The following is an 11,177-nucleotide window of genomic DNA, read 5'->3' on the forward strand; positions in this document are numbered from 1 at the left end:
TATTGTGCCGGCTTCCCGGAATCGTGAAGCCGATTGAGGATTGACACCATGAAACAAGCCACGGCCGTCGCGCTGGTGACGGGTGGAGCAAGACGGATCGGCAAGGCGATCGTCGAGGATCTGGCCGCCAATGGCTTCGCCGTCGCCATCCATGCCAACCGTTCAGGCGCCGAGGCGGAGGCACTGGCGGGGAAGATCACGGGCGAGGGCGGCCGCGCCGCCGTCGTCGCCGCCGACCTCACCGACATGGATGCGGTGGGTGGTCTCATCGGTCGCGCGCAAGCCGCGCTCGGGCCTGTGACGCTGCTGGTCAACAACGCGTCCCTGTTCGTCGACGACAGCGTCGATGATTTCGACTGGCAGGCCTGGGACCGCCATTTCGCCGTCCACGTGAAGGCGCCCGCGCTTTTGGCGCAGAATTTCGCCCGCGCGCTGCCGCAAGGTGAGGAGGGGCTGATCGTCAACATGATCGACCAGCGCGTCTGGCGGCCGACGCCGCGCTATTTCTCCTATGCGCTGTCGAAATCGGCGCTGTGGACGCAGACTGAGATGCTGGCGCAGGCGCTCGGGCCGCGCATTCGCGTCAACGCCATAGGTCCCGGCCCGACACTGAAGAACAAGCGCCAGGACGACGACGATTTCGGCAAGCAGGTCGAGGGCCTGATCCTGAAGCGCGGCCCGCAATTGCCTGAATTCGGCGCCACGATCCGCTATCTCTGTCAGGCGCGCTCGGTGACCGGCCAGATGATCGCGCTCGATGGCGGCCAGCATCTTGCGTGGCAGACGCCCGATGTGACAGGCATGGTGGAATGAGTCCCGCAGCCCAAAAACACAGACGCAACGGCGCCGCCGACGACCTGCCCCCCGATGTCGATCTCGACGTCGAGGACGTGGCGGCGGAGGAGATCGTCGAACCCGAGGCTTTGCCGACCGGCCCCGATGTCGCCTTCACGGCCATCGACTGGACGCCGCATGCCGGCGACGCCGACGGCATGGTCGGCGCCGAGGTGATCCAGACATTCGTCAAGCGGCTGCCCAACCAGCCCGGCGTCTACCGCATGATGAACGCCGCCGGCGACGTGCTCTATGTCGGCAAGGCGCGCAGCCTGAAGAAGCGCGTCACCAACTATGCGCAGGGGAGATTCCACACCGCCCGCATCGGCCGCATGGTGCGCGAGACGGCGACGATGGAATTCGTCGTCACCCGCACCGAGATCGAGGCGCTGCTGCTCGAGGCCAACCTCATCAAGCGGCTCCGCCCCCGTTTCAACGTGCTGATGCGGGACGACAAGTCGTTTCCCTATATCCTGCTCACCGGCGATCATGTCTCGCCCGGCATCTACAAGCATCGGGGCGCGCGCTCTCGCAAGGGCGACTATTTCGGTCCTTTCGCCTCGGCCGGCGCGGTTGGCCGCACCATCAATTCGCTGCAGCGCGCCTTCCTGCTTCGAAGTTGCACCAACTCCTTCTACGAGAACCGCACGCGGCCTTGCCTGCTCTACCAGATCAAGCGCTGCGCCGGTCCCTGCACCGGTGAGATCTCGCATGAAGGCTATGCCGAGCTGGTTGCGGAGGCCAAGGATTTCCTCTCTGGCCGCAGCCAGAAGGTGAAGACCGAAATCTCGGCCGCCATGCAGCAGGCTTCGGCGGAGCTCGATTTCGAGCGCGCCGCCATCTACCGCGACCGGCTTGCCGCGCTCTCCCATGTGCAGGCGCATCAGGGCATCAACCCGCAGACGGTGGAGGAGGCCGACGTCTTCGCCATCCATCAGGAGGGCGGCCAGACCTGCATCCAGGTGTTCTTCTTCCGCACCGGCCAGAACTGGGGCAACCGCGCCTATTTCCCCAAGGCCGATCCGGCGCTGGAGCCGGCCGAGGTGCTGGGCTCGTTCCTGGCGCAGTTCTATGACGACAAGCTGCCGGCGCGCACGCTGCTTCTGTCGCAGGTCGCGCAGGAGCAGGAACTGCTCGCCGAAGCGCTGTCCACCCATGCCGGCCGCAAGATAACGATCTCCGTGCCGCAGCGCGGCGAGAAGAAGGACCTGACCGATCACGCGCTGCAGAACGCCCGCGAGGCTCTCGGCCGCAGGCTGGCCGAGACCTCGACCCAGGCGCGGCTGCTGCAGGGATTCGCCGAGACCTTCGGCCTGGCAAAGCCGCCGGTGCGCATCGAGGTCTACGACAACTCGCACATCATGGGCACCAATGCGGTCGGCGCCATGGTCGTCGCCGGGCCGGAAGGGTTCGTGAAGAACCAGTACCGGAAATTCAACATCCGCTCGACCGAGATCACGCCGGGCGACGATTTCGGCATGATGCGCGAGGTGATGCAGCGGCGTTTCTCGCGGCTGCTCAAGGAGCATGGCGACGAGCAGCCTGGCGCAACCGCGGACGATGCGGGCGAGGAGGATCTGGTGGCCGCCAATGGCGGCTTCCCGGCCTGGCCCGACGTCATCCTGATCGACGGCGGCCAGGGCCAGATGACGGCGGTGCGCCAGATCCTTGCCGATCTTGGCGTCGAGGATCGGGTTGTCGCCATCGGCATCGCCAAGGGGCCGGACCGCGATGCAGGCCGCGAGCGCTTCTTCGTCAAGGGCAGGGAAAGCTTCATGTTGCCGGTGCGCGATCCGGTGCTCTATTTCGTCCAGCGCCTGCGCGACGAGGTGCACCGCTTCGCCATCGGCTCGCATCGCGCGCGGCGCAAGAAGGAGATGGTGAAAAGCCCGCTCGACGAGATCGCCGGCATCGGCCCCGGCCGCAAGCGCGCCCTGCTGCTCGCTTTCGGCACCGCCAAGGCGGTCAGCCGCGCCGCGGTCGAGGACCTGGTCAAGGTCGACGGCATTTCCGAGCATGTGGCGAAGCTGGTCTATAATCATTTTCATGAGAGCTGAGGCGGTTGGGCCGGGCACGAAAGTTTGGCGAAGGTGTCAGCATGTCGAGGGATGCTTTACCTTGGCGGTTGGCTCAGACGCCCGTCCCATCGTCATCCACGGGCGGAGCAAGGAGCGAAGCGACGCGGCGCAGACCCGAGGATCCATTCCGTGACTTACGAGCTTTGCGGCGATCCAGAACGGCCTCTGTTCTGCACCGCCTCCACACTTCGCGCGAGGTCACGGAATGGATCCTCGGGTCTGCGCGTCCGCTTCGCTCCCGCTCCGCCCGTGGATGACGAAGCTGCCTGGGCTTCGCCAATCTCCAACGTTGCGAGAAGAGGCCGACATCGAAGCCGCCAATCCTCGACCTCTGAGGAAAAAATCCGGGAGCCGAGAGAAGTACCTCACAACCGCCCCTCACGCCATTTTTCCCTGTCCAATCGAATCTCGGCTGTTGACCCCCTACATTGGCTTCTGATTTGAGTACCTCTGGCGGCGGAGATTTCCCGAGACGATATGGCACAACGCGCGTTCAACTTGCCGAACATCCTCACCTACGCCCGCATCGTCGCGGTGCCGCTGGTCGTGCTCTGCTTTTTTCTGGAGGGGCATCTGAAGTCGTCCGACTTCGCCCGCTGGTCGGCGCTGGTCATTTTCCTGCTCGCCTCGATCACCGATTACTTTGACGGCTATTTCGCGCGCGCCTGGCAGCAGACTTCCAACATTGGCAAGATGCTCGATCCGATTGCCGACAAATTGCTGGTCGCCACCTGCCTGCTCCTGCTTGCGGCCGACACAGACCGCCACGCCGGCATCGCCGGCTGGTCGCTGTGGGCGGCGATCATCATCCTGTGCCGCGAGATCCTGGTTTCGGGCCTGCGCGAATATCTGGCGGCCCTGAAGGTGTCGGTGCCGGTGACGCAGCTCGCCAAGTGGAAGACCACCATCCAGATGGTCGCCATCGCCTTCCTGCTGGTCGGCCCGGCCGGCGACAAGATCTTTCCGCTGACCACACAGATCGGCCTGGTGCTGTTGTGGGTCGCGGCGCTCGTCACGCTCTACACCGGCTACGACTATTTCCGCGCCGGCCTCAAGCACATCATGGATGAGTGAGATGTCCACCAAGCTCATCTATTTCGCCTGGGTACGCGAGCGGATCGGCAAGCCGGAAGAGGACGTCGACTTGCCGCCCGGCATCGAGACGGTGGGCGACCTGCTGCGCTGGCTGAAGTCGCGCGGCGAGGAATATGAGAACGCGCTGCAATACCCCGACGTCATCCGCGTCGCCATCAACCAGGAACATGTCGGCAACCGCGAGAAGATCGCCGGTGCGCGCGAGATCGCGCTGTTTCCGCCGATGACCGGAGGCTGACATGGCCGGCGCCGTCGTGCCCGCCATCCGCATCCAGCGCGAGGATTTCGACGTCGCCGCCGAGATCGCCGGCCTGACCAAGGGCCGGACCGATATCGGCGCCGTGGTCACCTTCTCCGGCCTTTGCCGCGACGAGCAGGGCGCACTGTCGGCGCTCGAGCTCGAGCACTATCCCGGCATGGCGGAGGCGGAGATCGGCCGCATCGCGGCGGAGGCCGTCGAACGCTGGCCGCTGCAGGGGCTTACCGTCATCCATCGCCACGGCAAGGTAATGCCGGGCGAGAACATCGTGCTGGTGGTCGCGGCCTCGTCGCACCGGCAGGCCGCCTTCGAGGCGGCGAATTTCCTGATGGACTATCTGAAGTCGCGCGCGCCTTTCTGGAAGAAGGAGCATCTTGCCGACGGCTCCGAGGGCGGCTGGGTCGAGGCCAAGGAAGCCGACGACCAAGCGGCGGACCGCTGGTCGAAGTCGCGTGAATAACCATGGCCGGGGAACTTGGTGTCGTGTCACAATGACTCGCCCTCTATTCCCGTGTCAGTGTTGTGGTTCGCTCGCCGTAAGCAAGCCGGGCAACTATGAAATCTGCCAAGAATGCGGGTGGGAAGACGACCCAGTGCAGGCCGCCGATCCCGACTATGCGGGCGGGGCAAATGAACTCAGTCTAAATCAATACCGGGATCGAATTTCAAACTGAGGCTACCGGTAGCGGCCATCGAACCACCGCAATCCCTCCTGACCATGCAAATCGGTTTGATTTGCTTGGCGGGGCAATCTCATGCTGGACCGCATCGCGGAGTTCTTCATCTTCGGGCTGGTGCCGCTGGTCGTCGGCGTGCTCGCCGCGCCGCAGGTGACCACGGCCGCCGAGAAGACCATCGCGGGCGAGGTGACCTATCGCGAGCGCATCGCTTTGCCGCCAGATGCCGTGCTGGTGGTCGAGCTTGCCGACGTCTCGCTGGCCGATGCGCCGGCAACCGTGATCGCCAAGCGCAGGATAGCGCCCACCGGACAGGTGCCGATCAAGTTCGAAATCGGTTTCGACGCCAATGCGATCCAGAAGGGCCGGACCTATGCGCTGCAGGCGCGCATCACGGTCGGCGAGCGGCTGATGTTCATCACCGACACGAACCATCAGCTCGATCCGCTGGCCGGCACGCCCCAGGCGGTGTTGGTGAAGATGCCGCGCAGACGTCGCCGAATGGACGGCCGCGACTTTTCAGCTCGGAAACCGTGTTCACCGGAATAAACCGGCGCCGCCAAGCGTTGACCTATGCAGATGGCGGGCAGGCAAAGGGACAAACGTCCCTTCACTCAAACCGCCAGACCGAATGCGCGGGATCGATCTGGCACTCAATGGAGACCAGATATGAAAAAGCACATGCTCATTCTCGCAGCCACAAGCGTATCGCTGATCGCCTTCGCAGGTTTTGCCCGCGCGGACGACCATCTGTTCAACGCCACGCAGCATGGCCTCAGCCCCGACAGCCAGCCCTTCCAGACCAACAAGGCCGGCCATAGCGGCGACCTTGCGCCTGGGCAGGGCAGCCCGTTCACCGGCGAGGAGACGAAGACGCCGGCCACCGACACAGAGGCGGCGAACGCCCACGCCAATGTGAAGGAGCGCCAAGCAAAGTAACGTTACCCTCAGACGCTGGCGGGACAGCGCCCTCCTCTGTCCTGCCGGACATCTCCCCCACGAGGGGGGAGATCGAATGTCGCGCCGGCTTTCGCCAATCTCCAGCGTTGCAGGATTGAGTTCGGCGCCACGGCTGCCAATCTCCTCCCAAGTGGGGGAGATGGGCGGCAGGCCAGAGGGGGGCGCGAAGGAACGCGGCGTAACCGTCTTTCAGCTAGCGGCCCCAATTGACCCCACCGCCTCAACCGCCTAGGCTCGCCCGAAAATGGGGATGGGGTTCCCCCGAAACCGCCCTTATGGGCTGATGACTCCTGCCAGGCGTGCTCTTGCGCGGCAGGATTTGTTTTTCCCGCTCGCATCATGCCTGATTTCGTGAAGTGATTCCCGTGCGGGAATCGCATTGGAAAGGCATTGAGACGATGACCCTTGCGGCCTGCGCCCTGGTCCTGATCGGCGGTTTCCTCGGCGGCGTATCCCGCTTCTTTCTCTCCGGCGTGATTGGTCGCGGCGTCGGCGAGACCTTTCCCTGGGGCACGCTGGCGGTCAACGTCTCCGGCGCCCTTGCCATCGGCGCCTTTGCCGGTGCCGCGCGGGCGGTGGGCGGCGTCTTCGCCAGCGATCTCGTGCGCGACCTCATCGTCGTCGGCCTGTTCGGCGGCTACACCACCGTGTCGTCCTTCTGCCTGCAGACGCTCAACCTCGCGCTCGACGGGGAGGGCCGGCTCGCGGCCTTCAACGTCGTCGCCTCGTCGGTTCTGTGCGTGCTGTTCGTCGCCTTCGGCTTCTGGGCGATCGTCTGGGTGGCTGGTTCAGCCACCTGGGTGGCTGGTTCAGCTACCGGGACAGCGGGCTGAGCGATGACGGACAGACAGGCGGCAATGCGGCTTTATCTGGCGGTCGGCTGCGGCGCGGCGATCGGCTCCCTGACCCGCTTCCTGTCGGGCTACGTCGTCGTCTCGCTGCTCGGCCTGAACGCTCTATGGTCGACCGCTTTCGTCAACATCGTCGGCTCCTGGGTCATCATGGCCTTTGCGACGCTGACCGGACCGGATGGGCGCATGATGGTCGGACCGGTCAGCCGCAATTTCGTCATGGCCGGCTTTTGCGGCGGCCTCACAACGTTTTCGGCGATGAGCCTCGACACCTTCATCCTGCTGTTCGAGGGCGACTTGCCGCTGGCCGCGACCTATCTCATCAGTGTGGTCGGGCTGTCGCTCGTGGCGGCGTGGCTGGGTTATCTTATGGCATCCAGGCTCAACCGCTTGCCGAAAGGCAGTCAGGCAACAGGTAGCTAGAGCAATTCCAGGAAAAGTGTGAGCGGTTTTCCGTCCGGAATTGCGTCAAAACAAAGAGATAGAGCGGTTCGCCGTTTCTGTGAAACGGTGAAACGCTCTAGGGAGGAAAACATGGAACTTCCCGCGCAATGCGCGCTGCTCAGGATCTTCTTCGGCGAGGACGACAGGGCGGCCGACGGCAAGCCGCTGCACGAGGCGATCGTCATCAAGGCGCGCGAAACCGGCATGGCCGGCGCCACCGTGCTGCGCGGGCCGCTGGGCTTCGGTCGCTCCAGCGTGCTCCACACCGCCAAGATCCTGCGCCTGTCGCAGGATCTGCCCATCGTCGTCGAGATCGTCGACGCGCCGGAGAAGATCGATGCGCTGATCCCAGCGATCAAGGCGCTGACGAATGAGAAGAGCTGCCTGATCACCAGGGAGAAGGTCGAGGTCATCCGCTACGGCGACGGAGACTGATCCCCAAAGCATGCCTCCCGAAAATGGGAACCGGTTTCGGGATAAAGACATGCGCAAAAATCAAAACCTAAAGCGCATAGAGCGAATCCGAAGGATCGCGACGCGCTTTAGGACCCCTCGATTAGCCGCCGCGCAGACGTCTTCCGATCGTTCCTTCGTCGAAGATACCGGCGGAAAACAGCTTCATGGCTTCGATCGCCAAGTCAGAAGCCTCGGAGCTGCCGCGGGCAATGCCTCGCTCCACGCAGACCTGGTCATAGATGCGCTTCAGCAGGACGAGATCGTCCGGATAGGCTATGCCGCTCTTGGAAACATGGGGGCCGATCATCGCATCCTCCATTGTTGGACGGAAGCATGACAGAAGCTCGCGGGGGCGGTGAGCCTTCTATCGCCAGACCGGCACCATAGGGCGCTGCGTCGGTCGCGCATTCACCCATGTTAAAAAGGCGGCCGACGGGCCTCCTTCTGTATCCCGGAAGGTTTCAGCTGACTCAGCCGACGATCTCGGTGTCCGAGAACCAGTACTTGATCTCCTGTGCGGCGGTCTCCGGCGCGTCGGAGCCGTGCACCGAGTTCTCGCCGATCGACAGCGCATGCACCTTGCGGATCGTGCCTTCAGCGGCGTTTGCCGGGTTGGTTGCGCCCATCACTTCGCGATTTCGGGCGATGGCGTTCTCGCCTTCCAGCACCTGCACGATGGTCGGCGCCGACGACATGAATTCCACCAGCTCGCCGAAGAACGGGCGATCCTTGTGGACGGCGTAGAAACCTTCGGCCTCGCGGCGGCTCATCCACACGCGGCGCGATGCGACGACGCGCAGGCCGGCGTCTTCCAGCATCTTGGTGATGGCGCCCGTCAGGTTGCGCCTGGTCGCGTCCGGCTTAATCATGGAGAAGGTGCGTTCGATCGCCATAGGGTCGTCCTTGTTCTTGGGAATGGAAATTGGAGTGGCGGGCTCTATACAAGCCGCCCGGCGGCTTGCCAAGGGGAGGCGGCTTCTGGCCAAGGCGGGTCCTTTGCGGGATAATTAAACGGCTGCGAACATGCTTCGCACGGAAATCCGGGGCGTTGCGGCAGCGGAGCCCGAGGCGATGAACTGGCCTTACTTCAGACGCGGCGATGTTGCCGTCATCCTGTTCATGGCCATTGTTCTCGCCGGGATCGTCTTCGTCCTGCTGTTCTTTCCACAACGCGGGCAGCGGAATTTCGGCTTCGGTCCGGAGTGGCAGTGCGCCCGCATGGAGAAAGGCGACCCGATCTGCGTCAGGTTGGTCGGTAAGGGCGAGGGGGGAGGTGGCCGGTAGGCCAGAGGGGTCGCAGCGCGTAAAGCGCCGACCTCTTTTTCGCCACAGAGGGCGTGGCAGCGCTGAGGCGACCCCCTCTGTCGCCTTCGGCGAACTCTCCCCCTCAAGGGGGGAGATCACCGGCGTTCACGCCGCCGCCGCGACCTGCCGTCCGATACCGCCATGCAGGTCGAGGCAGCGCTCGAACCAGTGGGCGATGCTGTCGCCGTCCTCGAGCAACTGGAAAGGCGAGGCGATGCGTCCCCATTGCAGCGCGCCGAACACGATGTAATCGGCAAACAGCGGCTCCTCGCCGCCGATGAAGGGCTGGTAGGTGAGCGTCGAACGCAGCGGCTCCAGCGCGGCGCGGAAGGCCGCGAGCCCGGCATCGCGGTTCGCCACGACCTCTTCCAGCCGCTTGCCGTAGCGCTGCTCGCGGCTTTCGCGGAAATAGGCGGCGTTAGGCTCGTCTTGCATGTCATGCAGATCGGTCAGCGCCACCGTCGCGACGTACGGATGGATGGTGAACTGAGACCAGCGCTCGATGAAGCGCGCCAGCGCCTTGCCGCCTTCGCCGGCAAACAGGGTAGGCCGATCCGGATAGGCTTCGTCGAGATAGAGCGCGATGGCGAAGGAATCGGCCACCACGCGCTCGCCGTCGCGGATCACCGGCACCGTCTTTGACGCGCCGCTCTCGACTTTCGGCACCTCCAGGAAGCGCGTCGGCACCTTGGTGACGGCGAGCCCCTTGTGTGCCAGTGCCATCTTGGTCTTCCAGCAATGCGGGCTGAACGGTCGTGCTGCATCGTGGCCGACAAGGTCGTAGAGAAGAATGGTCATTGGCGCGTCCGTTGCTGCGGGTTACGTAGAGCCATAATTCGTGGCGAACCGGTGGATGATGAAACAGCATTTCATGATGTTTGCGGCCTATAATCAATGGGCCAACCAGCGTCTCTACGATGCCGCGGCCCACCTCAGCGACGAGGAATTCAACCGCGACACCGGCGCCTTCTTCGGCTCGATGATGGGAACGCTCAACCATATCCTGACTGCCGATCGCATCTGGATGAAGCGTTTCACCGGCGAGGGACAGGCACTGTCTTCCCTTGACGCCATTCTTTACAAGGCGCTGCCACCCTTGCACAGCGCGCGCGAGGCGGAGGACAAGCGGATCATCGACTGGGTCGGCGGCATGAGCGAAAAGGCGCTCGCCGGCCGCTTCTCCTATATGACCCTCTCCGACATGCGAACTGTATCGCAACGCGTGGCGCCCGCGCTCAGCCATTTCTTCAACCACCAGACCCATCATCGCGGCCAGGCGCACATGGTGCTGACCGTGCTCGGCCGCCCTTCGGTGCCGCTCGATCTGGCGCTGTTCCAGCGCTCCGAGGAAGGCCGCGCCTACGCCTGAAGCGCTCTCTAGCCGGGAACGCCTGCGGCAAGTTGCGCAAATGGCCTGAGGGAAGAATTTGCGAGGCATTTTAAGAAAAATATAATACACTTTGGACGGAAGATATCAGAAATCGCAAACCAAACTTCATTCTTGGGAATGGGCCGGCGAAACCGGACGAAATCTCACGCGTAACTTTCCGTGTATTCAGAAGAAGTATGCAGGCAATGCTTGCATACAGCAATGCTGAGTGATTTCTACCTGAAGAGGAGAGTGTTATGCGCAATATTGTTGGGAAAGCCGCCACTACTCTGACCCTTGGGACGATTATCGCCGTTCTGGCCATGCCCGCGAATACTGCAAGCCTTGGCGTTGGAGCATCGATCGGCGGGTCTGGAGGCGTCAACGCTGGTGCCGGCGCCTCTGTCGGCGGTGGCAGCGGTGTCAATGCCGGGCTTGGCGCCTCGGTTGGCGGGTCGAACGGCGTGAACGCCGGCGCGGCCGCATCGATAGGCGGCTCGAATGGGGTCGACGCAAACGCCACGGCGTCGATCGGAGGTTCAACCGGCATCGACGCGGGTCTTGGCGCTAACGTCGGCGATGACATCAACGCCAATGCGAATGCAAATGTCGGCAATGGCGCCAACGCGAGCCTTGGCCTCGGGATTGGTGACGACGCGGGCGTCGGCGTGGGAAGGTTCTCTGCGCTGAGCACGCCTAGCACGGTAGCAGCCCCTCAAGCGCCCGCGACGAAGAACGCCGTGGCTGAGATGTCCGGCACGAAATTGACCCGCATGAAGAAGCGCTGCGCCGACGTGCTCTCCAGCGAAGGGACCTATGATGCCGATCTGAGGGCGCTCTGTCTGATGA

The 11,177-nt window shown here is 63.7% G+C and carries 16 protein-coding genes and 1 riboswitch; of the genes, 13 read left to right on the forward strand and 3 right to left on the reverse strand.

Annotated features, from left to right (window positions below):
- The first annotated feature begins 48 nt into the window (after nucleotides 1-48).
- The 10 genes from EOA23_RS12990 (at nucleotide 49) to EOA23_RS13045 (ending at nucleotide 7,633) form a co-directional block, all read left to right on the forward strand.
- Nucleotides 49-813, forward strand: a complete 765-nt coding sequence (locus tag EOA23_RS12990) for an SDR family oxidoreductase (RefSeq protein WP_127304419.1) — start codon at nucleotides 49-51, stop codon at nucleotides 811-813.
- Entirely contained in the window at nucleotides 810-2,891 is a 2,082-nt protein-coding gene (gene uvrC, locus EOA23_RS12995; protein WP_127304420.1) for an excinuclease ABC subunit UvrC, read from the forward strand. The genes EOA23_RS12990 and uvrC overlap by 4 nt, the downstream gene beginning before the upstream one ends.
- 498 nt (nucleotides 2,892-3,389) lie before the next feature.
- A complete protein-coding gene (gene pgsA / locus EOA23_RS13000; RefSeq protein ID WP_027165584.1) occupies nucleotides 3,390-3,986 on the forward strand; it encodes a CDP-diacylglycerol--glycerol-3-phosphate 3-phosphatidyltransferase in 597 nt (198 codons plus the stop codon).
- Between the two features lies 1 nt (nucleotide 3,987).
- On the forward strand, nucleotides 3,988-4,245 hold the full coding sequence (gene moaD, locus EOA23_RS13005) for a molybdopterin converting factor subunit 1 (protein ID WP_127304421.1): 258 nt from the start codon (nucleotides 3,988-3,990) through the stop codon (nucleotides 4,243-4,245).
- Between the two features lies 1 nt (nucleotide 4,246).
- Complete coding sequence (locus EOA23_RS13010; protein WP_126061787.1) at nucleotides 4,247-4,726, forward strand: molybdenum cofactor biosynthesis protein MoaE; 480 nt, start codon at nucleotides 4,247-4,249, stop codon at nucleotides 4,724-4,726.
- 295 nt (nucleotides 4,727-5,021) lie between these two features.
- Complete coding sequence (locus tag EOA23_RS13020) at nucleotides 5,022-5,492, forward strand: YbaY family lipoprotein (RefSeq protein WP_127304422.1); 471 nt, start codon at nucleotides 5,022-5,024, stop codon at nucleotides 5,490-5,492.
- Between the two features lie 120 nt (nucleotides 5,493-5,612).
- Nucleotides 5,613-5,882: a hypothetical protein gene (locus EOA23_RS13025; protein WP_126061785.1), complete on the forward strand. Its 270-nt coding sequence runs from the start codon at nucleotides 5,613-5,615 to the stop codon at nucleotides 5,880-5,882.
- A 258-nt stretch (nucleotides 5,883-6,140) separates the two neighbouring features.
- A riboswitch (Fluoride riboswitch) is annotated at nucleotides 6,141-6,203 on the forward strand.
- A 98-nt stretch (nucleotides 6,204-6,301) separates the two neighbouring features.
- Complete coding sequence (gene crcB / locus EOA23_RS13035; protein ID WP_127304423.1) at nucleotides 6,302-6,736, forward strand: fluoride efflux transporter CrcB; 435 nt, start codon at nucleotides 6,302-6,304, stop codon at nucleotides 6,734-6,736.
- A gap of 3 nt (nucleotides 6,737-6,739) precedes the next feature.
- The gene (gene crcB, locus EOA23_RS13040) at nucleotides 6,740-7,177 is read left to right on the forward strand and encodes a fluoride efflux transporter CrcB (RefSeq protein WP_127304424.1); all 438 of its coding nucleotides are present in this window, start codon (nucleotides 6,740-6,742) and stop codon (nucleotides 7,175-7,177) included.
- A gap of 111 nt (nucleotides 7,178-7,288) precedes the next feature.
- Entirely contained in the window at nucleotides 7,289-7,633 is a 345-nt protein-coding gene (locus tag EOA23_RS13045; RefSeq protein ID WP_126061782.1) for a DUF190 domain-containing protein, read from the forward strand.
- Nucleotides 7,634-7,754: 121 nt separating this feature from the next.
- Here EOA23_RS13045 and EOA23_RS13050 read toward each other — a convergent pair whose 3' ends face one another.
- Together EOA23_RS13050 and ndk are read right to left on the reverse strand one after the other, a co-directional pair.
- Nucleotides 7,755-7,961 (reverse strand): hypothetical protein, encoded by a 207-nt coding sequence (locus tag EOA23_RS13050; protein ID WP_126061781.1) that lies wholly within the window; start codon nucleotides 7,959-7,961, stop codon nucleotides 7,755-7,757.
- A gap of 163 nt (nucleotides 7,962-8,124) precedes the next feature.
- Nucleotides 8,125-8,547: a nucleoside-diphosphate kinase gene (ndk, locus tag EOA23_RS13055; RefSeq protein ID WP_040984737.1), complete on the reverse strand. Its 423-nt coding sequence runs from the start codon at nucleotides 8,545-8,547 to the stop codon at nucleotides 8,125-8,127.
- Between the two features lie 130 nt (nucleotides 8,548-8,677).
- Between ndk and EOA23_RS13060 the strand changes: the two genes are divergently transcribed.
- Nucleotides 8,678-8,938, forward strand: coding sequence for a hypothetical protein (locus EOA23_RS13060; RefSeq protein WP_127304425.1), 261 nt, complete (start codon nucleotides 8,678-8,680; stop codon nucleotides 8,936-8,938).
- A 126-nt stretch (nucleotides 8,939-9,064) separates the two neighbouring features.
- Here the strand turns inward: EOA23_RS13060 and EOA23_RS13065 are convergent, their stop codons facing one another.
- Nucleotides 9,065-9,757 carry a glutathione S-transferase family protein gene (locus EOA23_RS13065; protein WP_127304426.1) on the reverse strand — a complete coding sequence of 231 codons (693 nt, stop codon included), beginning with the start codon at nucleotides 9,755-9,757 and terminating at the stop codon, nucleotides 9,065-9,067.
- 58 nt (nucleotides 9,758-9,815) lie between these two features.
- Here EOA23_RS13065 and EOA23_RS13070 point away from each other — a divergent pair, with 58 nt between their 5' ends.
- Both EOA23_RS13070 and EOA23_RS13075 read left to right on the forward strand, forming a co-directional pair.
- Nucleotides 9,816-10,328, forward strand: coding sequence for a DinB family protein (locus EOA23_RS13070; protein ID WP_127304428.1), 513 nt, complete (start codon nucleotides 9,816-9,818; stop codon nucleotides 10,326-10,328).
- A gap of 257 nt (nucleotides 10,329-10,585) precedes the next feature.
- A partial coding sequence (locus EOA23_RS13075; RefSeq protein ID WP_127304427.1) for a hypothetical protein occupies nucleotides 10,586-11,177 on the forward strand: 592 nt, incomplete at its 3' end.

The organism is Mesorhizobium sp. M2A.F.Ca.ET.042.01.1.1, from assembly GCF_003997405.1.
In the GTDB taxonomy this organism is placed as follows: Bacteria; Pseudomonadota; Alphaproteobacteria; order Rhizobiales; family Rhizobiaceae; genus Mesorhizobium.

Bases quoted from the DNA above. Each gene is read 5' to 3' on its own strand.
- EOA23_RS12990 (WP_127304419.1), top strand. From the start codon at position 49: ATGAAACAAGCCACGGCCGTCGCGCTGGTGACGGGTGGAGCAAGACGG.
- uvrC (WP_127304420.1), top strand. From the start codon at position 810: ATGAGTCCCGCAGCCCAAAAACACAGACGCAACGGCGCCGCCGACGAC.
- pgsA (WP_027165584.1), top strand. From the start codon at position 3,390: ATGGCACAACGCGCGTTCAACTTGCCGAACATCCTCACCTACGCCCGC.
- moaD (WP_127304421.1), top strand. From the start codon at position 3,988: ATGTCCACCAAGCTCATCTATTTCGCCTGGGTACGCGAGCGGATCGGC.
- EOA23_RS13010 (WP_126061787.1), top strand. From the start codon at position 4,247: ATGGCCGGCGCCGTCGTGCCCGCCATCCGCATCCAGCGCGAGGATTTC.
- EOA23_RS13020 (WP_127304422.1), top strand. From the start codon at position 5,022: ATGCTGGACCGCATCGCGGAGTTCTTCATCTTCGGGCTGGTGCCGCTG.
- EOA23_RS13025 (WP_126061785.1), top strand. From the start codon at position 5,613: ATGAAAAAGCACATGCTCATTCTCGCAGCCACAAGCGTATCGCTGATC.
- crcB (WP_127304423.1), top strand. From the start codon at position 6,302: ATGACCCTTGCGGCCTGCGCCCTGGTCCTGATCGGCGGTTTCCTCGGC.
- crcB (WP_127304424.1), top strand. From the start codon at position 6,740: ATGACGGACAGACAGGCGGCAATGCGGCTTTATCTGGCGGTCGGCTGC.
- EOA23_RS13045 (WP_126061782.1), top strand. From the start codon at position 7,289: ATGGAACTTCCCGCGCAATGCGCGCTGCTCAGGATCTTCTTCGGCGAG.
- EOA23_RS13050 (WP_126061781.1), bottom strand. From the start codon at position 7,961: ATGATCGGCCCCCATGTTTCCAAGAGCGGCATAGCCTATCCGGACGAT.
- ndk (WP_040984737.1), bottom strand. From the start codon at position 8,547: ATGGCGATCGAACGCACCTTCTCCATGATTAAGCCGGACGCGACCAGG.
- EOA23_RS13060 (WP_127304425.1), top strand. From the start codon at position 8,678: ATGCTTCGCACGGAAATCCGGGGCGTTGCGGCAGCGGAGCCCGAGGCG.
- EOA23_RS13065 (WP_127304426.1), bottom strand. From the start codon at position 9,757: ATGACCATTCTTCTCTACGACCTTGTCGGCCACGATGCAGCACGACCG.
- EOA23_RS13070 (WP_127304428.1), top strand. From the start codon at position 9,816: ATGAAACAGCATTTCATGATGTTTGCGGCCTATAATCAATGGGCCAAC.